At 58.4% G+C, this 23,429-nt stretch carries 28 protein-coding genes; 17 read left to right on the plus strand and 11 right to left on the minus strand.

The window, feature by feature from the left end:
• Window positions 1–395: 395 nt before the first annotated feature.
• Both KGA97_RS17055 and KGA97_RS17060 read right to left on the minus strand, forming a co-directional pair.
• Window positions 396–1,616: a CaiB/BaiF CoA transferase family protein gene (locus KGA97_RS17055; RefSeq protein WP_223415762.1), complete on the minus strand. Its 1,221-nt coding sequence runs from the start codon at window positions 1,614–1,616 to the stop codon at window positions 396–398.
• A gap of 13 nt (window positions 1,617–1,629) precedes the next feature.
• Window positions 1,630–2,811: an acyl-CoA dehydrogenase gene (locus tag KGA97_RS17060; protein WP_207285030.1), complete on the minus strand. Its 1,182-nt coding sequence runs from the start codon at window positions 2,809–2,811 to the stop codon at window positions 1,630–1,632.
• Between the two features lie 158 nt (window positions 2,812–2,969).
• On the opposite strand from KGA97_RS17060, the gene KGA97_RS17065 reads away from it, so the two are divergent.
• The 11 genes from KGA97_RS17065 to KGA97_RS17115 all read left to right on the plus strand — a co-directional run bounded on the left by KGA97_RS17065 (window position 2,970) and on the right by KGA97_RS17115 (window position 13,061).
• The gene (locus tag KGA97_RS17065; protein WP_192228097.1) at window positions 2,970–3,869 is read left to right on the plus strand and encodes a LysR family transcriptional regulator; all 900 of its coding nucleotides are present in this window, start codon (window positions 2,970–2,972) and stop codon (window positions 3,867–3,869) included.
• 435 nt (window positions 3,870–4,304) lie between these two features.
• The gene (locus tag KGA97_RS17070; protein WP_008027764.1) at window positions 4,305–5,426 is read left to right on the plus strand and encodes a Re/Si-specific NAD(P)(+) transhydrogenase subunit alpha; all 1,122 of its coding nucleotides are present in this window, start codon (window positions 4,305–4,307) and stop codon (window positions 5,424–5,426) included.
• A gap of 15 nt (window positions 5,427–5,441) precedes the next feature.
• Window positions 5,442–5,765 (plus strand): NAD(P) transhydrogenase subunit alpha, encoded by a 324-nt coding sequence (locus tag KGA97_RS17075; RefSeq protein ID WP_003187010.1) that lies wholly within the window; start codon window positions 5,442–5,444, stop codon window positions 5,763–5,765.
• Window positions 5,765–7,198 carry an NAD(P)(+) transhydrogenase (Re/Si-specific) subunit beta gene (locus tag KGA97_RS17080; RefSeq protein ID WP_223481139.1) on the plus strand — a complete coding sequence of 478 codons (1,434 nt, stop codon included), beginning with the start codon at window positions 5,765–5,767 and terminating at the stop codon, window positions 7,196–7,198. Before KGA97_RS17075 ends, KGA97_RS17080 begins: the two co-directional genes overlap by 1 nt.
• A 180-nt stretch (window positions 7,199–7,378) precedes the next feature.
• The gene (locus tag KGA97_RS17085; RefSeq protein ID WP_223481140.1) at window positions 7,379–8,872 is read left to right on the plus strand and encodes an acetyl-CoA hydrolase/transferase family protein; all 1,494 of its coding nucleotides are present in this window, start codon (window positions 7,379–7,381) and stop codon (window positions 8,870–8,872) included.
• A gap of 319 nt (window positions 8,873–9,191) precedes the next feature.
• Window positions 9,192–9,407: a DUF1127 domain-containing protein gene (locus KGA97_RS17090; protein WP_007947887.1), complete on the plus strand. Its 216-nt coding sequence runs from the start codon at window positions 9,192–9,194 to the stop codon at window positions 9,405–9,407.
• A gap of 257 nt (window positions 9,408–9,664) precedes the next feature.
• Window positions 9,665–9,874, plus strand: coding sequence for a DUF1127 domain-containing protein (locus KGA97_RS17095; protein WP_207285029.1), 210 nt, complete (start codon window positions 9,665–9,667; stop codon window positions 9,872–9,874).
• 144 nt (window positions 9,875–10,018) lie between these two features.
• Window positions 10,019–10,336: a DUF2388 domain-containing protein gene (locus KGA97_RS17100; protein ID WP_008044656.1), complete on the plus strand. Its 318-nt coding sequence runs from the start codon at window positions 10,019–10,021 to the stop codon at window positions 10,334–10,336.
• A gap of 110 nt (window positions 10,337–10,446) precedes the next feature.
• The gene (locus tag KGA97_RS17105; protein ID WP_223434196.1) at window positions 10,447–10,755 is read left to right on the plus strand and encodes a DUF2388 domain-containing protein; all 309 of its coding nucleotides are present in this window, start codon (window positions 10,447–10,449) and stop codon (window positions 10,753–10,755) included.
• 27 nt (window positions 10,756–10,782) lie between these two features.
• Entirely contained in the window at window positions 10,783–11,103 is a 321-nt protein-coding gene (locus KGA97_RS17110; protein WP_008027752.1) for a DUF2388 domain-containing protein, read from the plus strand.
• Complete coding sequence (locus KGA97_RS17115; protein ID WP_223481141.1) at window positions 11,100–13,061, plus strand: DUF4105 domain-containing protein; 1,962 nt, start codon at window positions 11,100–11,102, stop codon at window positions 13,059–13,061. Before KGA97_RS17110 ends, KGA97_RS17115 begins: the two co-directional genes overlap by 4 nt.
• Before the next feature lie 125 nt (window positions 13,062–13,186).
• Here KGA97_RS17115 and KGA97_RS17120 read toward each other — a convergent pair whose 3' ends face one another.
• From KGA97_RS17120 to trpB, 3 genes are all read right to left on the minus strand, one after another.
• Window positions 13,187–13,630, minus strand: a complete 444-nt coding sequence (locus tag KGA97_RS17120) for an anti-virulence regulator CigR family protein (protein ID WP_207285027.1) — start codon at window positions 13,628–13,630, stop codon at window positions 13,187–13,189.
• A 121-nt stretch (window positions 13,631–13,751) separates the two neighbouring features.
• Window positions 13,752–14,564 (minus strand): tryptophan synthase subunit alpha, encoded by an 813-nt coding sequence (trpA, locus tag KGA97_RS17125; RefSeq protein WP_008027744.1) that lies wholly within the window; start codon window positions 14,562–14,564, stop codon window positions 13,752–13,754.
• The gene (gene trpB, locus KGA97_RS17130; RefSeq protein WP_008027742.1) at window positions 14,564–15,799 is read right to left on the minus strand and encodes a tryptophan synthase subunit beta; all 1,236 of its coding nucleotides are present in this window, start codon (window positions 15,797–15,799) and stop codon (window positions 14,564–14,566) included. The genes trpA and trpB overlap by 1 nt, the downstream gene beginning before the upstream one ends.
• A 126-nt stretch (window positions 15,800–15,925) precedes the next feature.
• Between trpB and KGA97_RS17135 the strand changes: the two genes are divergently transcribed.
• A complete protein-coding gene (locus tag KGA97_RS17135; protein ID WP_008027740.1) occupies window positions 15,926–16,819 on the plus strand; it encodes a LysR family transcriptional regulator in 894 nt (297 codons plus the stop codon).
• Here the strand turns inward: KGA97_RS17135 and KGA97_RS17140 are convergent.
• On the minus strand, window positions 16,816–17,142 hold the full coding sequence (locus KGA97_RS17140) for a YqjD family protein (protein ID WP_008027738.1): 327 nt from the start codon (window positions 17,140–17,142) through the stop codon (window positions 16,816–16,818). The two genes, KGA97_RS17135 and KGA97_RS17140, sit on opposite strands and share 4 nt — an antisense overlap.
• A gap of 158 nt (window positions 17,143–17,300) precedes the next feature.
• Here KGA97_RS17140 and KGA97_RS17145 point away from each other — a divergent pair, with 158 nt between their 5' ends.
• Together KGA97_RS17145 and KGA97_RS17150 are read left to right on the plus strand one after the other, a co-directional pair.
• Window positions 17,301–17,516 carry a dodecin gene (locus KGA97_RS17145; RefSeq protein ID WP_008027736.1) on the plus strand — a complete coding sequence of 72 codons (216 nt, stop codon included), beginning with the start codon at window positions 17,301–17,303 and terminating at the stop codon, window positions 17,514–17,516.
• A gap of 122 nt (window positions 17,517–17,638) precedes the next feature.
• Window positions 17,639–17,860, plus strand: coding sequence for a DUF1161 domain-containing protein (locus tag KGA97_RS17150; protein WP_008044661.1), 222 nt, complete (start codon window positions 17,639–17,641; stop codon window positions 17,858–17,860).
• 69 nt (window positions 17,861–17,929) lie between these two features.
• Here the strand turns inward: KGA97_RS17150 and KGA97_RS17155 are convergent, their stop codons facing one another.
• Window positions 17,930–18,931 carry an LLM class flavin-dependent oxidoreductase gene (locus KGA97_RS17155; protein WP_008027732.1) on the minus strand — a complete coding sequence of 334 codons (1,002 nt, stop codon included), beginning with the start codon at window positions 18,929–18,931 and terminating at the stop codon, window positions 17,930–17,932.
• 243 nt (window positions 18,932–19,174) lie between these two features.
• On the opposite strand from KGA97_RS17155, the gene KGA97_RS17160 reads away from it, so the two are divergent.
• Both KGA97_RS17160 and KGA97_RS17165 read left to right on the plus strand, forming a co-directional pair.
• Window positions 19,175–19,603, plus strand: a complete 429-nt coding sequence (locus KGA97_RS17160; RefSeq protein WP_008044663.1) for an OsmC family protein — start codon at window positions 19,175–19,177, stop codon at window positions 19,601–19,603.
• Between the two features lie 150 nt (window positions 19,604–19,753).
• Window positions 19,754–19,993 (plus strand): DUF1161 domain-containing protein, encoded by a 240-nt coding sequence (locus tag KGA97_RS17165; RefSeq protein ID WP_223481142.1) that lies wholly within the window; start codon window positions 19,754–19,756, stop codon window positions 19,991–19,993.
• 6 nt (window positions 19,994–19,999) lie between these two features.
• On the opposite strand, the gene KGA97_RS17170 is transcribed toward KGA97_RS17165, so the two are convergent.
• Both KGA97_RS17170 and KGA97_RS17175 read right to left on the minus strand, forming a co-directional pair.
• Window positions 20,000–20,422 carry a hypothetical protein gene (locus tag KGA97_RS17170; protein WP_223481143.1) on the minus strand — a complete coding sequence of 141 codons (423 nt, stop codon included), beginning with the start codon at window positions 20,420–20,422 and terminating at the stop codon, window positions 20,000–20,002.
• Window positions 20,423–20,462: 40 nt separating this feature from the next.
• Window positions 20,463–20,885 carry a hypothetical protein gene (locus KGA97_RS17175; protein ID WP_008027723.1) on the minus strand — a complete coding sequence of 141 codons (423 nt, stop codon included), beginning with the start codon at window positions 20,883–20,885 and terminating at the stop codon, window positions 20,463–20,465.
• A 60-nt stretch (window positions 20,886–20,945) separates the two neighbouring features.
• On the opposite strand from KGA97_RS17175, the gene KGA97_RS17180 reads away from it, so the two are divergent.
• Window positions 20,946–22,037 (plus strand): aminopeptidase, encoded by a 1,092-nt coding sequence (locus KGA97_RS17180; protein WP_223481144.1) that lies wholly within the window; start codon window positions 20,946–20,948, stop codon window positions 22,035–22,037.
• A gap of 88 nt (window positions 22,038–22,125) precedes the next feature.
• Here the strand turns inward: KGA97_RS17180 and KGA97_RS17185 are convergent, their stop codons facing one another.
• Both KGA97_RS17185 and KGA97_RS17190 read right to left on the minus strand, forming a co-directional pair.
• Window positions 22,126–22,584, minus strand: a complete 459-nt coding sequence (locus KGA97_RS17185; protein WP_223481145.1) for an REP-associated tyrosine transposase — start codon at window positions 22,582–22,584, stop codon at window positions 22,126–22,128.
• Window positions 22,585–22,757: 173 nt separating this feature from the next.
• Window positions 22,758–23,408 carry an HAD family hydrolase gene (locus KGA97_RS17190; RefSeq protein WP_008044671.1) on the minus strand — a complete coding sequence of 217 codons (651 nt, stop codon included), beginning with the start codon at window positions 23,406–23,408 and terminating at the stop codon, window positions 22,758–22,760.
• Window positions 23,409–23,429 lie beyond the last annotated feature (21 nt).

Raw genomic sequence — 23,429 nt, forward strand, 5'->3', positions numbered from 1 at the left:
CAAAGTTTCCTTTGCAACTTCAACCACTTGCGCTTCCGATCTCTCGTTAGCGGGAGGCGAATTCTACAGCGTTACTCGCTGCTGTCAACACCTCTTTTTCTCCGCTTTCGACCGAGAAGATCGAACCATCAAAAGAGCCACACAACACCGCTCTTTCAACTCCTTCTGGGCTTCGATGAACTGAAGCAACTCGCTGCCGAAAACTGCGTAACTCTTTGTTTACCAAGGAGTTTTCCGTTTCGACTGCGCCGGAAGTGGGGCGAATTATAGACTTCCAGAATCTGCCGTCAACCCCTAATTTAGCCTTTCTATCAATAACTTGCAGAAAGCCTGAAAACAGCGCGCTTCCCTCTATATAGAAGAGCAAAACCACGCCCTCTATATAGAAGGACTCCTCAAAGCACTCCAGCGTCCTTTAATGCAGTCACCGCACAAGCGTCCAGGCCCAACACCCGCTGCAGCACCGCCATCGTATGCTCGCCCAATAAAGGAGGCGCATTGCGGTACTCCACCGGTGTCTCGGACAGACGAATCGGGCTCGCCACCTGCGGCACCATCCCTGCCAAGGCGTGAGGCAGCTCAATCGCCAAACCGCGCGCCTTTACCTGAGGGTCGGCAAACACCTGAGCCAGATCATTGATCGGACCACACGGTACGCCTGCCCGCTCCAACTGCGACACCCACTCAGCAGTGGTCTTGAACACCGTAGCCTGGCGAATCAACGGAATCAGCACCGCACGGTTCGCCACCCGCAGCTTGTTGGTGGCAAAGCGCGGATCATCCGCCCACTGCGGCTGCCCGGCCACTTCCGCAAACTTGCGGAACTGCCCATCGTTACCCACTGTGAGGATGAAATCGCCATCTGCTGTAGGAAAGTCCTGATACGGCACGATGTTCGGATGTGCATTACCCAGCCGCTTCGGCGCATTGCCTGTCGTCAGGTAGTTCATCGCCTGGTTAGCCAGACACGCCACCTGGACATCCAGCAACGCCATATCGATATGTTGACCACCACCGTCATGATCCCGATGCGCAAGCGCCGCGAGAATCGCCACAGTCGAGTAAAGCCCGGTCAAAATGTCCGTCAGCGCCACGCCGACTTTCACCGGCCCGGCACCATCATCACCTTCTGGTCGCCCCGTCAGACTCATCAGGCCGCCCAAGCCCTGGATCATGAAGTCATAACCCGCGCGCTTGGCGTAAGGACCCGTCTGACCAAATCCGGTGATCGAGCAGTAGATCAGATTCGGATTGGCCTCTTTGAGCGACTCATAATCCAATCCATAAGCCGCCAGACCACCGACCTTGAAGTTCTCGATCAGGATGTCTGACTTCGCCGCCAGCTCACGCACCAACTTCTGCCCCTCCGGGCGAGTGAAGTCGATGGTCACCGATTGCTTGTTGCGATTGGCCGACAAGTAATAGGCGGCCTCGCTGGTGTTCTCGCCATAGGCGTCCTTCAGAAAAGGAGGCCCCCAGGCGCGCGTGTCATCGCCATTGCCCGGACGCTCGACCTTGATCACCTCGGCGCCAAGGTCCGCCAGTATCTGACCGGACCACGGCCCGGCCAGCACCCGCGACAAATCCAGTACCCGTAGATGCGAAAGCGCGCCCATGGCCGTTCTCCTATTAATAGAACGCCTGGAGGCCAGTCTGCGCACGACCAAGGATCAGCGCGTGGACGTCATGCGTACCTTCATAGGTATTCACCACTTCCAGGTTGACCAAGTGACGCGCCACGCCGAATTCATCGGAGATACCGTTACCACCCAACATGTCACGCGCCATACGAGCAATATCCAGGGACTTGCCGCAAGAGTTGCGCTTCATCATCGACGTGATTTCGACCGCAGCGGTGCCTTCATCTTTCATGCGACCCAGACGCAGGCAGCCTTGCAGAGCCAAGGTGATTTCGGTCTGCATGTCAGCCAGTTTCTTCTGGATCAATTGAGTAGCAGCCAATGGACGACCGAACTGCTGACGATCCAGGGTGTATTGGCGAGCGGTGTGCCAGCAGAACTCGGCCGCGCCCAGCGCACCCCAGGAAATGCCATAACGTGCCGAGTTCAGGCAAGTAAACGGGCCTTTCAAACCACGGACGTCAGGGAAGATGTTCTCTTCAGGGACAAACACGTTGTCCATGACGATCTCACCAGTGATGGATGCACGCAGCCCCACTTTGCCGTGAATGGCCGGCGCGCTCAGGCCTTTCCAGCCTTTCTCCAGAACGAAGCCACGGATGTCGCCCTCGTCGTCCTTGCCCCAGACCACGAATACATCGGCGATCGGGCTGTTGGTGATCCACATCTTGCTGCCGGTCAGGCTGTAGCCGCCTTCCACTTTGCGTGCACGGGTAATCATCGCGCCCGGGTCGGAACCGTGGTTAGGCTCGGTCAGACCGAAACAGCCAATCCACTCGCCCGAGGCCAGTTTCGGCAGATACTTCTGCTTCTGGGCCTCAGTACCGAATTCATTGATCGGCACCATCACCAAAGAGGACTGCACGCTCATCATCGAGCGATAACCCGAATCGACGCGCTCAACTTCACGAGCAATCAGACCGTAGCTGACATAGTTCAGACCGCTGCCGCCATATTGCTCAGGGATAGTTGCACCCAGCAGGCCGACTTCACCCATTTCACGAAAGATCGCCGGGTCGGTCTTTTCATGACGGAAAGCTTCAAGAACACGTGGCGCGAGCTTCTGCTGAGCGAATTGCTCGGCAGTGTCGCGAATCATGCGCTCTTCTTCGGTGAGCTGTTGATCCAGCAGCAGGGGATCGATCCAGTTGAAGCTAACTTTACCGCCCATGAGTGTGTCCTCTCGAATCGGGTCAAATAATGTGGACTGATCCTAGGCCGGGTTCGGCGTTACGACAAACGAGGATTTTGCATACTGTTGTGCTAATTTCTCACTCCGAAACATCGCGAAGCAGTTTTTTGTACGATGTATTAGTGAGGTTGACGTACATGCGCAGGAAGATCCCCAGCACAACCGCTCTGGTCAGCTTTGAAGCAGCGGCACGCCACGAGAGCTTTACCAAGGCAGCCCAGGAACTTTCCCTCACTCAGGGAGCGATCTGCCGACAGATCGCCAGCCTTGAGGAGTTCTTGAGTGTGGAATTGTTCCGACGTTCGCGACGCGGAGTGAAGCTGACTGAAGCCGGGCTTTCCTACAGCCGTCGGGTAGCAACACAGCTGGACGCCGTAGAGCGCGACACCCTGTCAGTGATGGGCCAGCAGGGTACCAACGTGATTGAACTGGCGGTCGTGCCAACCTTCGGCACCCAGTGGCTGCTGCCAAGACTCAAGGACTTCCAGCAAAAACACCCCGAAGTGACAGTCAACCTCACTAACCGCACACGCCCGTTCCTGTTTGCCGACACAGACTTCGATGCCGCCATTTACTTTGGCGATGCAGACTGGTCAGGCACTGAATCCCACAGGCTGATGGGCGAAAATCCCATGCCTGTATGCAGCCCCAACCTACTGGGCAAAAGGACAAGCCTCACACCCGCTGAAATCGCCGAACTGCCCTTGCTGCAACAGACCACCCGCCCCTATGCCTGGCGCCAATGGTTCAACTCGCAAAACCTTAATATCCCGCGCGACATGACAGGGCCGCGCTACGAGCTATTCTCCATGCTTGCCCAAGCGGCGATGCATGACATGGGGATCGCCTTGATCCCGCCGTTCCTGATTCAGCGCGAACTGGCGGAGAAGCGGCTGGTGATTGCAAACGTTCAGGCACTGTCCAGCATCAAGGCGTATTACCTGATGATTCCTGATCGAAAGGTCGAATCTGCGTCTTTGAAGGCATTTCGCGACTGGCTGGTAAATCAGGCACAAAGCTACAGCCTAGAAGGATAAAGGCTCTGCGCTATTAGCTGACCCCGTAGTCAATAAACTGAAAGCCCTACAGATATAAGTATTTGTCGCATATTCGCAGACTGTACCTAGAAGCTGTACAAACGTCCCACAAGCGCCTGAAAACGTGGCCTTGAGCCGCTATTGGATGGCAATAACGCTGCATTCACCGTACCGATGTGTAATTTCTTGAATTTTGGCGAAAAACCTTACAAGGCACGGCCTGCAAGGGATTGAAGCGGTTGGTTGCGACATTCGGTCACGGGGTGACTTGTAGTTAATTTTCCGTCACCCGTCATAATCCCTTGAAGGGCACAAAGTTCGCCTGCAAAATGCCGCGCCCCGCCCTGATTTGGCGGGATCGTGCTGATCGGCCGCCCCAGCCGCACCATCCGAAGTGCCTGGGTTTACTCAATAAGATCACGCAGGAGATTTGACGTGCACATTGGTGTTCCTCTCGAAACCCAGACGGGTGAAACACGGGTTGCTGCAACCCCGGAAACCATCAAGAAGCTGATCGGCCAGGGTCATAAGGTCACTGTGCAAAGCGGCGCCGGCATTAACGCCAGCGTTGTCGACAGTGCTTATGAAGCGGCAGGCGCAACCATTGGCAGCGCCAACGATGCGTTTGGTGCCGAGCTGATTCTCAAGGTGGTCGCACCCAGCGACAGCGAACTCGCTCTGATCAAGAGCGGCACCGTTGTGGTGGGCATGCTCAACCCGTTCAGCAATGAAACCATCGCCAAACTGGCCGAGTGCGGAATCACCGCGTTTGCGCTGGAAGCCGCGCCACGCACCTCCCGCGCCCAGAGCCTGGATGTGCTGTCTTCGCAAGCCAACATCGCCGGCTATAAAGCCGTGTTGCTGGCCGCTCACCATTACCCTCGCTTCATGCCGATGCTGATGACCGCTGCGGGCACCGTGAAAGCGGCGCGCGTGCTGATTCTTGGCGCCGGGGTAGCCGGTTTGCAGGCGATCGCTACGGCGAAACGTCTGGGTGCGGTGATTGAAGCGTCTGACGTGCGACCTGCGGTTAAAGAGCAGATCGAATCCCTCGGTGCCAAATTCGTCGACGTGCCTTATGAGACCGATGAAGAGCGCGAATGCGCCGTCGGTGTCGGCGGTTACGCACGCCCAATGCCGGCGAGCTGGATGCAGCGTCAGGCCCTGGCCGTGCACGAGCGCGCCAAGCAGGCTGACATTGTCATCACCACGGCACTGATTCCGGGCCGCAAGGCACCGACGCTGTTGAGCGCGGAAACCGTGGCGCAGATGAAGCCTGGCTCGGTGGTCATCGACCTCGCCGCAGCCCAGGGCGGCAACTGCCCGCTGACCGTGGCCGATCAGGTTGTGGTCGAGAATGGCGTGACCATTTGCGGTCCTACCAATCTGGCCGGCGCAGTCGCGGCAGACGCTTCGGCCCTGTACGCACGCAACCTGCTGGACTTCCTGAAGCTGGTCTTCAACAAAGAAGGCCAGTTCGAAGTGAACCTAGAAGACGACATCGTCGCCGCGTGCCTGATGTGCCGCGACGGCCAAGTCATCCGCAAAAACGCCTAAGCAGGGATTCAGACGATGGAAGAGCTTATCTCCCCCGGTATCTACAACCTGATCATCTTCGTGCTGGCGATTTATGTCGGTTATCACGTGGTCTGGAACGTTACACCTGCGCTGCACACGCCGTTGATGGCGGTCACCAACGCCATTTCGGCGATCGTGATCGTCGGCGCCATGCTCGCCGCGGCGCTGACCGTTACGCCACTGGGCAAAACCATGGGCACGCTGGCCGTGGCCCTGGCGGCAGTGAACGTATTCGGTGGCTTCCTGGTGACCCGCAGGATGCTTGAGATGTTCAAGAAAAAAGCCCCGAAAGCCGTAAAAGAAGAGGCGCCTAAGTAATGAGCATGAACCTCGTAACGACGCTCTACTTGATCGCGTCCATCTGCTTCATCCAGGCCCTGAAAGGCCTGTCGCACCCGACCACGTCGCGTCGCGGCAACCTGTACGGCATGCTCGGCATGGCGTTGGCGATCCTCACCACCGTAGGCCTCATCTATAAGCTGGGCACTGAGCTGGCCACCGCCGGTATCGGTTACGTCATCGTCGGCCTGCTGGTCGGCGGCACCGCCGGCTCGATCATGGCCAAGCGCGTTGAAATGACCAAGATGCCGGAACTGGTCGCCTTCATGCACAGCATGATCGGTATGGCCGCGGTGTTCATCGCGATCGCCGCTGTTGTTGAGCCGCAATCGCTGGGCATCGTCAAGCAATTGGGTGATTCGATTCCTGCGGGCAACCGTCTGGAGCTGTTCCTGGGTGCTGCCATCGGTGCAATCACCTTCTCCGGTTCGGTGATCGCGTTCGGCAAGCTCTCGGGCAAGTACAAGTTCCGCCTGTTCCAGGGTGCACCGGTACAGTTCGGCGGCCAACACAAGCTGAACCTGCTGCTGGGTCTGGCGACACTGGCGCTGGGCATCACCTTCATGCTGACCGGCAATCTCAGTGCCTTCGCGCTGATGCTGGTGCTGGCCTTCGTGATGGGCGTCCTGATCATCATCCCGATTGGCGGCGCAGACATGCCGGTTGTAGTGTCGATGCTTAACAGTTACTCCGGTTGGGCAGCAGCGGGTATCGGCTTCTCGCTGAACAACTCGATGCTGATCATCGCGGGCTCGCTGGTAGGTTCGTCCGGTGCGATCCTCTCGTACATCATGTGCAAGGCGATGAACCGTTCCTTCTTTAATGTGCTGCTCGGTGGTTTCGGCAATACGGCCGATGCCGGCCCGGCTGGCGCCAAGGAAGCCCGCCCGGTGAAATCCGGTTCGGCCGACGACGCGACCTTCCTGCTGACCAACGCCGATACCGTGATCATCGTTCCAGGCTACGGCCTGGCGGTAGCACGGGCGCAGCACGCGCTGAAAGAGCTGACCGAGAAGCTGAGCCATCGTGGCGTGACCGTGAAATACGCGATCCACCCGGTGGCGGGTCGTATGCCTGGTCACATGAACGTACTGCTGGCCGAGGCTGAAGTGCCTTACGACCAGGTGTTCGAGATGGAAGACATCAACTCCGAGTTCGGTCAGGCCGACGTGGTGCTGGTGCTCGGCGCCAACGACGTGGTCAACCCGGCGGCGAAGAACGATCCGAAATCGCCGATTGCCGGGATGCCGATTCTCGAAGCGTTCAAGGCCAAGACGATCATCGTCAACAAACGTTCGATGGCCAGCGGTTATGCCGGCCTGGACAACGAACTGTTCTACCTCGACAAAACCATGATGGTCTTCGGCGACGCCAAGAAAGTCATCGAAGACATGGTCAAAGCCGTCGAGTAAAAACTGCTCCAGCGCAATACCCAAAACCTCAGCCTTTAGTAGGCTGGGGTTTTTTTATTCCCCGTGAAACCCGACCAAAGGCTCTAAATCAGGGGTCTGCATTCGACCATGGTAGCGGGAGGATTTTTTTTGAAATCACTAGACTGCACACCTTGCTTCCGTTGCCCGAGATAACAATCCATGTACCGTGATCGTATTCGCTTGCCTTCGTTGTTGGATAAGGTGATGAGCGCCGCTGACGCTGCCGCTCTGATTGAGGACGGCATGACCGTCGGCATGAGTGGTTTCACGCGCGCCGGCGAAGCCAAAGCCGTGCCTCATGCATTGGCCGAACGCGCCAAAGTCACCCCGCTGAAAATCACGCTGATGACCGGCGCCAGCCTGGGCAACGACCTTGATAAACAGCTCACCGAAGCCGGCGTCCTGTCGCGACGCATGCCGTTCCAGGTCGACAGCACATTGCGCAAGGCGATCAACGCCGGCGAAGTGATGTTTATTGACCAGCATCTTTCAGAAACCGTGGAGTCGCTGCGCAACCAGCAGCTGAAACTGCCGGACATCGCCGTCATCGAGGCCGTGGCGATCACTGAGCAAGGCCACATCGTGCCGACCACTTCGGTGGGCAACTCGGCCAGCTTCGCGATTTTCGCCAAACAGGTGATCGTCGAGATCAACCTGGCGCATAACCCGAACCTCGAGGGTTTGCACGACATCTATATCCCGACGTATCGCCCGACCCGCACGCCGATTCCGCTGGTGAAGGTCGACGATCGCATTGGCAGCACCGCCATTCCGATCCCGCCTGAAAAGATCGTCGCGATCGTCGTCACCAATCAGTCCGACTCGCCGTCGACGGTGCTGCCACCAGACGTTGATACCCAGGCCATTGCCGACCACCTGATCGACTTCTTCAAGCAGGAAGTGGCGGCTGGGCGCATGACTAACAAGCTCGGCCCATTGCAGGCCGGCATCGGCACCATTGCCAACTCGGTGATGTGCGGACTGATCGATTCTCCGTTCGAAGACCTGACCATGTATTCCGAGGTGTTGCAGGACTCGACCTTCGACCTGATCGACGCCGGCAAGCTGAGCTTTGCGTCTGGTAGTTCGATCACCTTGTCGAGCCGCCGCAACGCTGATGTGTTCGGCAACCTGGAGCGTTACAAGGACAAACTGGTCCTGCGTCCGCAGGAAATCTCCAACCACCCGGAAGTGGTGCGCCGCCTTGGGATCATCGGCATCAACACTGCGCTGGAGTTCGACCTGTACGGCAACGTCAACTCTACCCACGTCTGCGGCACGCGAATGATGAACGGCATCGGTGGCTCGGGCGACTTCGCGCGCAACGCGCACCTGGCGATCTTCGTCACCAAGTCGATTGCCAAGGGCGGCGCGATCTCCAGCGTGGTGCCGATGGTCAGCCACGTCGATCACACGGAACATGACGTCGACATCCTCGTGACCGAGGTCGGCCTGGCGGACTTGCGCGGGCTGGCACCGCGGGAGCGGGCTCGCGTCATCATCGATAACTGCGTACACCCGGACTATCGCCAGGCGCTGGATGACTACTTCACCGCCGCTTGCGCCATCGGCGGGCACACGCCACATATCCTGCGTGACGCCCTGAGCTGGCACATCAACCTGGAAGAAACCGGTCGAATGCTGACGGTGTAATTGATACAGATAGCCGCTGTCGCAAACACAGTTTCGACAGCGGACTATTGCCAGGCAGAAATGTGTTTAAAACTGTACTGCTGTACTGGTCATTTCCTACCGTAACGCCCTACCTTTTCGACCTGAATCACCAAAAACGCACCATAACAGTGCTGATAGGTACAGTTGCCTCAATTTAGACCAGTACACCACCCTTTAACAGTTAACTGGTCCCTCACAATACAGGTGAACTGTATCTAGAGAGACTGGCCAAACGAGAGGATCATTGGCATCAGTTAAACCACTACCTAATCCCGCCACAAGCGGAAGGATGAAAACCATGGAACGTACACTCAGTTCCGATCTGTTCTTCGAAGACACCGCTGCAAAAACCCAGGCTTCCATGCCTCTGCGCGTTATCGCCAACCTGATGCTGTGGCAGCGCCGCATCTCCAGCCGCCACCAACTGGCTCGCCTGGATTCGCGTCTGCTGGCTGACGCCGGGATTAGCGAAGCACAACGCTACGAAGAGCTGAGCAAGCCGTTCTGGCGCTAAGTTAGCGTCGCTGGCTCTGATCTTTAAGGTCAACCGCCAGCACCCGAATTGAACAAACAAGACCCGTCGTGGGAAACCACGACGGGTTTTGTCGTTTTGGGGTGATGAAATCCTCAAAACAATAAGTACACTCAACTACAGGTACAGTTTGATTTTATTCAAAACTGAACCAGTACAATTTCAAGCGTGTGTGTCTGTCTTGGCGAACCGGGCGGGATCATCATGAAATCCCGACCTGCCAGCAAAAGGACTGCACCATGGATCATCCACTGGATCTCCCCGCGACCACTTCGCAATCCAAGCCTCGGTTTACCTGGCTTGGAAGAGTGTTCAGAGGCCTCGCCAACAGCCTCGAAAGGGCCAGAACCCGGCGTTTACTGGCGCAACTCGACGGCAGGCAGCTGTCTGACCTGGGTATCAGTCATTCAGATCGTGTCAAAGAATTGGATAAGCCGTTCTGGCGCTGATGTCCGCCTGAACAGACGGGACTGTGCGAATCGACACCTACAGGCCTAATATCAAGCCAGAACGTGGCGATGACTGCGCGACAGGCGTCTGACTCAACAGACACCGCGCCACCTCTCAATCGGTTTACCAAAAGGAGTTACACCATGTCCCGTCTTCGTCTGCTCAGCGCTGCAGCCCTGCTTGCCGTGGCTGCCAATTCCCATGCCACCAGCTTCATCGTGACCACCGATGCCGTCGTCGGTGCACTCAAGGCTACGTCCGATGCCACTTCCGATGTCACCTCGTCCTTTCGCGATGACAAGATCGTACGCGCGGCCCGTGACGACGCCGCCAGCTTCGTCGCCAGCGAAGGCGCCATTCGTGGCGTGAAACTGGAAAGTGCACTCGACCACATTCGCCACCAGGCTCCTCAACTGAACGCGACTGACGCACAACTGGCTCAGGCCATCCTGACGATCTAACCAGGCGTCATCCATATCCGGGACACGCCCGACGTGTCCCGATGTTTCGGCGCTGGCTCTAAACCGGGCGTTGCGCTAGCCTTGGGACTCGCTTTCAACTGTCGAGTCTCATGCGTTTTCTTACCTGTCTGTTGATCACTCCGGTTCTCATGGCGGCCAGTTGGGCAAGCCAGGCCCATGCCTTCGACCTGACGACGCAAGGCGTCGTAGCTACGGGCTACGCCACAAGCATGGTGACCTCCGCACCCTTCGACCGTAAGCTTCTGTTCGCCGCCAGGGATGACGCCGCTTCATTTATCGCCAGTGACGGCCAACTGCGAGGCGCACAACTGGAGTCGGCCCTGATTTACCTGCGCCAGACCCAGCCAAAACTTCATGCAAGCGACCTTGAACTGGCACACGCTATTCTCGTCCAATAGTTATCCTCGTTCCTCCGGAGTCGTTCCATGCGTAGCCCGCTGATTGTCGCCACCCTTGGCCTGCTGCTGTTGGCCGATGTAACCCAGGCGCACACCCTGGTTGCCACCAGCAACATCCTCATCAACGCCACTCGCCGGACCCTTGATTTCACTTCCGATACCACGACGTCCATCCGTGACGCGAAAATCGTTCGAGAAGCCCATGACGATGCCGCCAGTTTCGTCGCCAGTGATGGCGATATCCGAGGCGCGCACCTGGAAGCAGCGCTCAACCTATTGCGCACCCGCGTGCCGGAAGCTCGGGACGCCAGTGATCAGGTCATCGCCGAAGCCATCCTCGCACTGTGAGGTCGCTAAATGCCTGGCTTCTGATGGGGGCCATGTTGCTGCTCGGCAACACGGCTCAGGCCGGACTGCAATTACAGCTCAAGACCGAAGGCCTGAGTCCCGCGCAACAGCAGGCCAGCCAGGCGCTGCTTGATGAAGCCATGCAGGCGTTGCCGCCACGGTTCATCGAGCAACTCGACCGGCGCATCGACGTTGGCTGGACCGATGACATGCCGAGCAATGCCTACGGCCAGGCGTCGCTGGTGTCCGAACTCGACCTGAACCGCAACCTGCTCGCCAGCCTCACCGACGGCAGCGCCGCGACCAAGAAGACTTATCGCCCCCACGGCACCGTGCGCAGGGAAATGCTGGCCACGGTGCTGCACGAACTCACCCACATCTATGACCGCTCGCGTTTTTGGCCAGCCGCCGAACGCACGCTGATCCAGCGCTGCACCCGGCGCACCAACAGCTCCGGCCTGATCGGTATCCCGGATGAATGCCGTGGCCAGTCCGACCGACGCTTTACCCTCAGCGATGACCCGCGCCTGCTCGACCTCGCAGGCTGGCCGCAATACGTGGGCCGTCGCGGCGAGCGCGAACAGTACAACCGCCAGATCGCCCGCAGCCCGGACATCTACGAGACCAGCAGTCCCAAAGAGTTCGTCGCGGTGAACATGGAGTACTTCCTCCTCGACCCGAGCTACGCCTGTCGCCGCCCTGCGCTCTACCGCTACTACAAAGAACATTTCGGCTGGGCTCCCGCCGCCAAAGACACCTGCGGCAAATCGTTCGCCTTCCTCAATGCCGGTAACGACTTCGCCAAACAACCTCTGGGCCAGGTCGATCCGGAGCGGGTGTATGCCGTGGATTATCTGTTGGCCGAAGCCAACCAGAACTGGGTCAGCCGCTGGGGCCACAGCATGTTGCGCCTGGTGATCTGTGCTCCCGGCCGGCCACGAGGGCCGGATTGCCGGCTGGATCTGGATCAACACCTGGTGTTGTCCTACCGCGCCTTCGTCGGTGATGTACAGCTGTCGAGCTGGGATGGATTGGTCGGCAAATACCCGTCGCGCCTGTTCGTCCTGCCGCTGGCCCAGGTCATCGATGAGTACACCAAGACCGAATTGCGCAGCCTCGCCTCGGTGCCGCTGAACCTGTCGCGCAACGAGATCGAAGACGTGGTGGAACACGCCGCCGAGATGCACTGGAGCTACGACGGCAATTACTTCTTCCTGTCCAACAACTGCGCGGTAGAAGGCCTGAAGTTGCTGCGCAGCGGCACCAACAACGCAAAGCTGGTCGGGCTGGACAACATCATGCCCAACGGCTTGCTGGAAGTGCTCAAGGGTCGCGGCCTGGCGGATACCAGCGTGCTGGACGATCCTCGCGAAGCGCTGCGTCTGGGCTATCGCTTCGACTCTTTCCGCGATCGCTATCAAGCGATGTTCGAGGTGCTGAAAAAGCACCTGCCGATCAAACAGGACAAGGTCGAAGACTGGCTGGCCTTAAAGGCTGAAGAGCGTCGTCAATGGATTGATCAGGCTGACCTGCGCACCAGCGCGGCTTTGCTGCTACTGGAACAGGCCGCTTTCCGACAACAACTGGTGCTGGCCCAGGACGAAGTGAAGCAACGCTATCTCGGTGCCCGGGAATTGCAGAACGGCGGTATGGACAAGGCCAATGCGACGTTGAAGCAGATTCTCGCCAACAGCGGCTTCCTCAGTCGTCCGGCGGAGCTGCTCGGTACCGGCGGTTATGGCTTGCCGCAACCCAGCGAGTGGCAACGCCTGGAGTCGGAAAGCAGCCTGAGGCAAAAGCAGCTCCAGGCGCTGACCGGCGACCTGGACAAGGAAGTGAGAGCGCTGCTCGACCCGAGTCGTGCGGCGGAGATGGCTGCCAACGAAGCCAACCTGAAGCAGGTTGGCGAGCATTTGCGTAAATTGCACAAAGCGGCGGGAGGGTTGGAGTTGCCGTAGTAATTGCTGCCCACTGTAGGAGCGAGCCTGCTCGCGATGGACTTGAAAGCGCCGGGTTCCGTCGGGAAACACGCGTTATCGTTAACGACCATCGCGAGCAGGCTCGCTCCTACAGTTTCATCACGTCAGAGCACCCCTTCCAGAATTTCATAGACGATCCCGGTACCCACGGCGATCAGCACAATGTCGCCCCCCGCGCGGCGCCATTCGTAACCCTGGTAATACGGCAGCCGACTCAGCGCGCGGTTGTCCAGGCGTTCGCCGTAATAACCGTGCGGCAATGGCCGACCACGCTCCAGATGAATGCCTGGAGGTGGCGGCGCACCCCGTACGAAGTAGCCATGATTGTCATGAATCGTCTGGCGCACCGGACCAAAGTCCCGTGGCGGAGGGCCACCGCGATGGTTGTCCTGCGGGCCGCGATGGTCATCGCCATGGTTATCGTAATGGCCCTGTTGCTGACCGCCGCGGTCGTGATCGTCGCGCTGATCGGCGCTGGCGTGCAGCAACGGGGTGGCACTGAGCATCAGCACACCCAGGCTGGCAATCAGACGTTTCGGCATTTTCATCGGGTCTTTCCTCACGGCACACACAGCAAAAAGGGCTTCAGAACGTAGTCCTGAAGCCCTCGGTCTTGCTGTTTAGTCTGTACCGCGAGGCTCTAATTCCTCTGTATCAGGAACTTTACCTTCAGCTGACGCGGGCCTGACGCACGCCATCGGCCAATGCCGCGCAAAGACTCAACACGCCATCCACCGCCTGATCCGGCGTCGAGGCATTGGCGATGTGATCGATCAACGCCGAACCCACCACCACACCGTCGGCCAGACGTGCGATGGACGCTGCTTGCTCCGGTGTACGAATACCGAAACCGATGCTGATCGGCAGATCAGTGTGGCGGCGCAGACGGGCCACCGCTTCTTCAACGTGCTCCAGCGTCGCCGCGCCGGCACCGGTCACACCGGCCACAGACACGTAGTAAACGAAACCGGAGCTACCGTTCAAGACCGTCGGCAAACGCACATCATCGGTCGTCGGGGTAGTCAGGCGGATGAAGTCCAGACCGGCAGCCTGGGCCGGGTCGCACAGTTCGCCGTTGTGCTCGGGCGGCAGGTCGACAACGATCAGGCCATCCACGCCGGCCTCTTTGGCATCGGCGATGAAGCGCGGTACGCCGTACATGTGGATCGGGTTGAAGTAACCCATCAGCACCAGCGGCGTATCGCTGTTGCCTTCGCGGAACTCGCGAACCATTTGCAGGGTTTTCGCCAGGTTCTGTTTGGCGCCCAAGGCGCGGATGTTGGCCAGCTGGATCGCCGGGCCATCAGCCATTGGGTCGGTGAAAGGCATGCCCAACTCGATCACGTCGGCGCCGGCACCAGGCAAACCTTTGAGGATCGCCAGGGAAGTGTCATAGCTCGGGTCGCCGGCGGTGACGAAGGTCACCAGGGCGGCGCGGTTTTGTTCCTTGAGTTCGGCAAAACGCGTTTGCAGGCGGCTCATCAGTGTTTCTCCTGCTGGGACTGCACTTGTTGAGAGTTTTCCATGTGGTGCATCACGGTTTGCATGTCTTTGTCCCCGCGACCGGACAGGTTGACCACCATCAGGTGATCTTTCGGCAGGGTCGGTGCGCGTTTGAACACTTCGGCCAGGGCATGGGCGCTTTCCAGTGCAGGAATAATCCCTTCCAGACGGCAGCACTTGTGGAACGCGTCGAGGGCTTCGTCGTCGGTCACCGAGGTGTATTGAACGCGACCGATGTCATGCAACCAGGCGTGTTCAGGGCCGATGCCTGGATAGTCGAGGCCGGCGGAGATCGAGTGGGCGTCGATGATCTGGCCGTCGTCATCCTGCAGCAGGAAGGTCCGGTTGCCGTGCAACACGCCCGGTACGCCGCCATTCAGGCTGGCCGCGTGCTTGCCGGTCTCGATGCCGTAACCGGCCGCTTCGACACCAATGATTTCGACGCTCTTGTCGTCGAGGAACGGGTGGAACAGGCCCATGGCGTTGGAGCCACCGCCGATGCATGCGACCAGGCTGTCTGGCAGACGACCTTCCTGGGCTTGCAGTTGGTCACGGGTTTCCTTGCCGATGACGGCCTGGAAGTCGCGAACCATCGCAGGGTAAGGGTGCGGACCGGCCACGGTGCCGATCAGGTAGAAGGTGCTGTCGACGTTGGTCACCCAGTCACGCAGCGCTTCGTTCATCGCGTCTTTCAGAGTGCCGGTGCCGGCCACGACCGGGATCACCTCGGCGCCCAGCAGTTTCATGCGGAACACGTTGGCTTGCTGACGCTCGATGTCGGTGGTGCCCATGTAGATCACGCAGTCGAGGCCAAAACGCGCGGCCACGGTGGCCGTCGCCACGCCGTGCATGCCCGCGCCGGTCTCGGCGATGATGCGTTTCTTGCCCATGCGCCGCGCCAGCAGGATCTGGCCGATGCAGTTGTTGATCTTGTGCGCGCCGGTGTGGTTCAGCTCTTCACGCTTGAGATAAATCTTCGCGCCGCCACAGAACTCGGTCAGGCGTTCAGCGAAATAGAGTGGGCTTGGACGTCCGACATAGTCGCGCTGGAAGTAGGCCAATTCTTCTTTGAATGCCGGATCTTCCTTGGCCGCTTCGTACTCGCGGGCCAGATCGAGGATCAACGGCATCAGGGTTTCGGCGACGTAGCGGCCGCCGAACGAGCCAAACAGGCCGTTGGCGTCGGGGCCGTTGCGCAGATTAGTCTGGGTCATGGGTCGCTCCGGTTGAATGGGTGAGATGAAGCTTTTGAAAAGAGAGTGGGCTTAACTCTACCCCTGACGCCTCAGGCTGAAAACCGATAAGATCGCCGCAACCTGTCAGGAAAACTCACAGATCCCATGAGCCACGACCTTCCCCCGCTGAACGCGCTTCGCGCCTTCGAAGCCACTGCCCGCCTGAACAGCGTCAGCCAGGCCGCCGAACAGCTGCACGTCACCCATGGTGCCGTCAGCCGGCAATTGAAAGTGCTCGAAGAGCATCTCGGGGTGAGTCTGTTCATCAAGGAGGGTCGCGGCCTTAAACTCACAGATGCCGGCGTACGATTACGCGATGCCAGCGCTGAAGCCTTTGAGCGCTTGCGCACCGTCTGCGCCGAGCTGACCCAAAGCACCGCCGACGCGCCGTTCGTGCTCGGCTGTTCAGGCAGCCTACTGGCGCGCTGGTTTATTCCGCGACTGGGGCGGTTGAATGCTGACCTACCGGACCTGCGCTTGCACTTGTCCGCCGGAGAAGGCGATCTCGATCCCCGTCGTCCGGGGCTGGACGCCTTGCTGGTGTTCGCCGAGCCGCCATGGCCTGCGGACATGCAGGTTTACGAATTGGCCAGCGAACGCATCGGCCCGGTCATGAGCCCACGCTTCGCCGATTACGAACTGCTTCAACAGGCGCCAGCAAGCGCGCTGTTGAAGCAGCCGTTGCTGCACACCACTTCCCGTCCGCAGGCCTGGCCAAGCTGGGCGCAGCAAAGCGGCCTCGACGCCAAAGCGTTGAAGTACGGGCAGGGCTTCGAGCATTTGTATTATTTGTTGGAGGCAGCAGTGGCCGGTCTCGGTGTCGCGATTGCCCCTGAACCTTTAGTCGCCGAGGACTTGAAGGCAGGGCGCCTGGTTGCGCCGTGGGGTTTCAGCGAAACCCCGGCGCAACTGGCGTTGTGGCTACCCAAACGCGCCGCGGACGGGCGCGCTCGGCAACTGGCGCAGTGGCTCAAAAACGAACTGCGCCAAACAGATTAGTCACCGCGTTTGCACAGCAAGTAAGCCGCAAGCAGACCCAGTGCGCCCACCGCGACACCGGCTGTAGTCCAAGGGTGTTCCTGGGCGTAGTCCCGAGTGGCGATCCCGGTTTCACGGGTTTTGACTTTGACTTCTTCGTACGCATCGCTGAGCAAATGTCGCGAATGCTTGAGGGCGCTCTCCGCGTTGGCTTTCAACGCCTTGAGGGTTTTACGCGACTCGTCCGAGGCGTCGTCCTTCAGGTTCTCCAAAGACTTCAACAGACTCTCGATCTCGGCTTCCATGCTTTGCAATGAGGCTTTACGTAAAGAGGTATTGGCCATGGTGGCTCTCCTGCATTGATGATGAGTGGCGTGTGTTGGTTGGGACTTCAGAGGTTCAAGAAAGTGCAGTAAATCTGAACTTCTGCCTCTTGAAGGCCGGCAGAAGTAATACGAAAAATCACTGCTAGGCTGTATTTCACACCCTGAGGAGAACGCCCATGACTGACCATCACACTTACAAGAAAGTCGAACTTGTCGGCTCATCCACCAGCAGCATTGAAGACGCCATCAACAACGCGCTGGCCGAAGCCAGTAAAAGTCTCAAGTACATGGAATGGTTCGAAGTGACCGAAACCCGCGGGCACATCAAGGACGGCAAGGCAGCGCACTTCCAGGTGACGCTCAAGGTCGGGTTCCGGATTGCCAGCAGCTAAGATTGAGCTAGTCTTCTGAACTTGCGCGCTGGCCGAGTGCCATAGGGAATGGCAAAGCGCTACATGAGTGCATCCGGCTGATGGCTGGATGCTCCCTTTGATCCGACCAGGGAATGCGACCGATGAAGAAGTTTATGTTGGCGGTAGGTTTGTTGAGCCTTGCGGGCGCGGCGTTTGCTGACGGCAAGGCATGCGAAGAGCTGAAAGCCGAAATCGCAGCGAAGCTGGATGCCAAAGGCGTTTCTGGCTACTCACTGGAAATCGTTGATAAGGGCACCGCTGCTGGCGGAAAAGTCGTCGGCACCTGTGAGAAAGGCACCAAGGAAATCGTCTACAAACGCTAGGCCGATTCCATCGTTAAACGAAAAAGCCGACGCAATGGCGTCGGCTTTTTTATGCGCGCTGTTTAAGCGTCAGCCCTTCATGACTTGCGCCAGCAGCTCATAGGAATGCACGCGATCGGCATGTTCATACAGGTCGCAGGTAAAAATCAGCTCGTCTGCCTGGGTCTGCTCGATCAATACGTCCAGCTTGGCGCGGATTTTCTGCGGGCTGCCCACCATCGCCAGTCCCAGGAAATCATGCACCGCGTCTTTCTCATGGGGCAGCCACAGGCCATCCATGGTTTTCACCGGCGGACGCTGGACCAGGCTTTGCCCACGCATCAACGCGAGGATGCGCTGGTAAACCGATGTCGCCAGATACTCGGCCTGCTCGTCGGTGTCAGCCGCTACCAGCGGAACGCCAAGCATCACGTAGGGCTTGTCCAATACCGCTGAAGGCTTGAAGTGATTGCGATAGACGCGAATCGCCTCATGCATGAAGCGCGGTGCGAAATGGGAAGCGAACGCGTAGGGCAAACCGCGCTCACCTGCCAGTTGTGCACTGAACAGGCTCGACCCCAACAACCAGACCGGGACGTTGGTGCCGGTGCCCGGCATGGCGATGATTCGCTGGTCTGGCGTGCGTGGACCGAGGTAGCGCACCAGCTCCGCCACATCTTCAGGGAAATCATCGGCACTGCCGGAACGCTCACGACGCAAGGCGCGTGCAGTCATCTGATCGGAACCGGGTGCGCGGCCCAGGCCCAGGTCGATCCGGCCCGGATACAGGCTTTCGAGGGTGCCGAACTGCTCGGCAATCACCAATGGCGCGTGGTTGGGCAACATCACGCCACCTGAACCGACCCGAATGGTCGACGTGCCGCCGGCCAGATAGCCCAGCAACACCGAGGTCGCGGAGCTGGCGATGCCGTCCATGTTGTGGTGTTCGGCCACCCAGAAGCGGTTGTAGCCAAATTTTTCGACGTGCTGCGCCAGGTCCAGGGAATTGCGCAGCGACTGGGCCGCGCTGCCGTTCTCGCGCACGGGCACCAGATCAAGGGTCGAGAACTTGATATCGGACAGTCGTTTCATAAACCTGCTTCTCCAGTTGAGGTCGCAGGTTTTTTCTTGCAAACGAAAACCTGCCGAATCCATAAGCGTGCTTCATGCAATGAGGGCATATACCCGAGTTTCAATAGCCGAGACAAAAAAACCTACGAAAACGGTAGGACTAATGAATTCAGGTGAACTTTGCACCGCCGTCTATCCTCAGAACCCTGGCAACCGAAAACCACGAAGGCGCGACGCTTCGCGCCGGATCTTGAGGAGGCAGACATGGCTATTACCAAGAAAGCATCGGCGCATTGGGAAGGTGACCTGAAAACCGGCATCGGCTCGATTTCCACCGAAACCGGTGTTCTCAGAGAAGCGCCCTACGGCTTCAAGGCACGTTTCGAAGGCGGTAAAGGCACCAATCCGGAAGAGCTGATCGGCGCGGCCCACGCCGGTTGTTTCTCCATGGCTTTTTCGATGATTCTCGGCGACGCCGGTCTCAAGGCTGACAGCATCGATACGAATGCCGAAGTCACGCTGGACCAGGTCGACGGAGGGTTTGCGATCACTGCGGTGAAGTTGATCCTGAAGGCGAAAATCCCTGGGGCGACCCAGGCGCAGTTCGAGGAACTGAGCAATAAAGCCAAAGAAGGCTGCCCGGTGTCCAAAGTGCTGAATGCGAAAATCAGCCTGGATGCGACGCTGCTCTAGACCCGTCTTATCGGGCAAAAAAAATCGCAGCCTTCGACAGGCTGCGATTTTTTTGCGCTGAAACAAAACCCGGCTGGCGTCCCTGTGGTCGAATAAATGACAGCAGTGAAAACGCATCAACCTGCGTGCTGCCTCAAAGGAGCTTCAACCATGAAACGTTTTGCCCTGGCGATTATCTGCAGTGTGCTGGCCACTTCGGCACTCGGTGCGCCCAAGGATTGCGAAGAACTCAAGAATGAGATCGAAGTGAAGATTCAGGCGAATGCCGTGCCCTCCTACACGCTGGAAATCGTGTCGAAGGAAGAGGCCGCCCAGCATGACGCCGCGATGGTCGTCGGCACTTGCGACAACGGCACCAAAGCCATCATTTACCAGAAGAACGACAGTTGATCCGCCTCACATGAGGCAATAGGACTCTCGGTCTTCAGCGACGATTTCCCGCTTGGCGTTGTACAAACGAGCGCCGGGAGTGAACGCTATCGAACGGCCTTCCAGCACATAACGCTGGCCTGCTTCGAAATGATCGTAGTTGATGGTCAGGTAGCACAACCGTTCCGTGGGACCGCTCATCACACCAAAGCCCCCGCCACCGGGCACTTCAAAGTCGAATCGAACGACCAGCTCATGGCTGCCGGGCGTCACCTGGAAGAAACGCCCATCGCGCAGTCGCTGCTTGTCCAGTCGTTCCGCCATCAGCAACTTATCGTTCGGGAATGGCGTAGAAAACTCGACCCAGGCCATCTGTGGATCGACCGCCGGTAACGGGCTCTGGCAACCGGCAAAGGCGCTTGCCGCGAGCAATAGCAATAACCTGCGCATGACGAATGTCCCGAGGATTGGACATTCAGCATAACGCCGATCAGGTCCGTTGACAGCCTGCCGGAGTGCCTTGGCCTATCACTTTTCGTTGTTGGTCATAGAGCTTGGCCCACGGCCGAAAACCGATATTCCCTGCTTGCAGCTGATATTTCTCACCCGCGTTGAAATTGTTGAATTTCACATTCAGTTGGCAATCGCGCCATAGCGGCTCGGCGTCCGGCCCGATGTTGCTCGGATCGACCGGGAACAGATAACGCACCGTCAATTCATGACTGCCGGGCTGGACCTCGAAGTAGCGCTTGTCGGTGGAGGCCTTGTCATCGACTTCCAGCGCTTGCAGTGCGGTGTCTTCCTGCGGTGTATCGAGATCGATCCACGCTTGAGACGGATCATGGTGGGGTAATCCGAATCCTGCACAGCCTGTCAGCAACAACAGGCCTCCCGTCAGCATCATCTTGCGCATAGCGGAGCTCCAGTCAGGCGGGATAGTCTTGCGGGAAGACTCTCCAGGGATGATTTTATTTTGATCAGGCCGCTTCCAAGCCTTGGGTTACTTGATCGCGTTTTGCGTGTTTTGTTTCCGGGTGTGTTGTTTTTGTTGCTCAACGGTTGCGCCAGCGTCAGCTATTACAGCCAATTGGCCAGTGGCCAGCTGAAATTGCTGCGGGCTCGGGAGCCGGTTTCCGACGTGATTGCCGACCCCATCCGCGATCAAAAGCTGCGTGCGCATCTGGCCCAGTCGCAAAAGGCCCGGGCGTTTGCCAGCCAGCAGCTGCATCTGCCGGATAACCAGAGCTACCGTTTGTACGCCGACATTGGCCGACCGTTCGTAGTCTGGAACGTGTTCGCCACGCCGGAATTTTCCCTTACGCCGCAAAACCACTGCTTTCCCGTCGCCGGTTGCGTCGCCTACCGCGGCTATTACAACCAGAGCGCGGCCCGTGGTGAGGCGGCGTTGCTGCGACTGCAAGGTATGGACGTGTCGATCGGCGGCGTCGAGGCCTATTCGACGCTCGGCTGGTTCAACGATCCGATTATCAGTTCGATGATGGGTTGGGGCGATGAACGGTTGGCAACGCTGATCTTCCATGAACTGGCGCATCAGCGCTTTTATGTGAAGGACGACACGGAGTTCAACGAGTCTTTCGCCACGTTCGTTGAACAGGAAGGCACTCGGCAGTGGCGCGCCCATCGCGGGTTGGCGCCGGACAACGGCGCCCAGGCGCAGCGGCGGGATCAGTTCATTCAGCTGGTTCTGGATACGCGCTCGCGACTGGAAAAACTCTACGCCCTGCCGCTGCCAACCGAGCAGATGAGGCAACAAAAAGCCGCTGAGTTCGAGCGGCTACGAGCCGAATACCGGCAGATACGCGACAGCCAGTGGGCTGGAGATAAACGCTATGACGCGTGGATCAATGCGCCGATGAACAATGCGCGGTTGTTGCCGTTTGGTTTGTACGATCAGTGGGTGCCGGCGTTTGCGGCGTTGTTCCGGCAATCGGGTGGGGATTGGGTGAAGTTTTATGCGGCGGTGGAGAAGCTTGGCGCTTTGGAGGTTACTGAGCGCAAGGCGGCATTAAAGACGTTGGCGGAATCAAAAATTTCCGGTGGCTGAATAGGCCTCTTCGCGGGCAAGCCTCGCTCCTACAGGACTGATGAACATCCGTAGGAGCGAGGCTTGCCCGCGAAGGCGCCCTTAAAGGTCACAACCAGATTGCATCCCACAGTGGATAATTCCCTACCTTCTCAACCAAACCCGCACGCAACGGGTTAGCGACGATGTAGCGAGCAACCGCCTGCAAGTCCTCTTCCTTTCGAATGGCGCGATCATGATAGCCGTGTTGCCAAGCCGGACCTTGACGGCCAACTGAACGATTAAGCGTCACTGCAATGCGTGATTTGGTCCGAGCCATCAACTTGGGTAGCTGAGTATTTTTTAGCTCGATCAACCAATGGAAATGATCGGGCATGACGACCCAGGCTAGCGACGTCGCAAACTCTTCTCGCTCTGCCGTTCGAAAAGCATCAACCACCAAACGCCCATTGTAGAAGTCGCGGAACAACGGTTCTCGATTCAAAAGCACCGCTGTCAGTAGGTAAATCTGTCCGGACTCCGAATATCGTCCTGTGCGCAATCGGTGAGCGTGTTTTAACTCCGGCAATGATGATCCTCCTTGATCGTGGCCCGCCTCTTCAGGCTAGAACGACAAGAAGGGTTTTGAGTGAGAACAGTTGATCCGGATGTGTATCGGCGGACGCCTTCGCGGGCAAGCCTCGCTCCTACAGCACTGATGAAGATCCGTAGGAGCGAGGCTTGCCCGCGAAGGCGTACTTATCAGCGCTGCAAAAACGCCTGATGCATCTCATCCAGCGTTTCAAAATGATAGGTCGGCGCTTCAGCACTCAATTCCTCGCGGCTGCCGAAACCATACCCAACCGCTGCCGCATCCAGCCCATTGCTGCGTGCGCCGATCAGGTCGTGTTTGCGGTCGCCGATCATCAAGGTGTTGGCCGGGTCCAGGCCTTCTTCCGCCATCAGGTGGGCGATCAACTCGACTTTGTTGGTCCGCGTGCCATCCAGCTCGCTGCCGTAAATCACCTTGAAGTGTTTGGCGAAATCGAAGTGCCGGGCGATTTCCCGGGCGAAGATCCACGGCTTGGAGGTCGCGATGTACAGCTGGCGCCCTTGCCCGCCGAGGGTTTCGAGCAGCGGCGTGACACCATCGAACACGCGGTTTTCGTACAGACCGGTGACCTTGAAGCGCTCGCGGTAGAAATTCACCGCCTCCCACGCCTTGGGCTCGTCGAAGTCGTAGAACTGCATGAACGCCTGCAACAACGGCGGGCCGATGAAGTGTTCAAGCTTGGTCAGGTCGGGTTCTTCGATACCGAGTTTGCTCAGGGCGAACTGGATCGAACGGGTGATGCCCTCGCGCGGGTCGGTCAGGGTGCCATCGAGGTCGAACAAAACGGTTTGGTAATGCATGTTGAATCCTGAATAAGGGCG

This window comes from Pseudomonas sp. BF-B-15 (genome assembly GCF_019946675.1).
Lineage (GTDB): Bacteria > Pseudomonadota > Gammaproteobacteria > Pseudomonadales > Pseudomonadaceae > Aquipseudomonas > Aquipseudomonas migulae.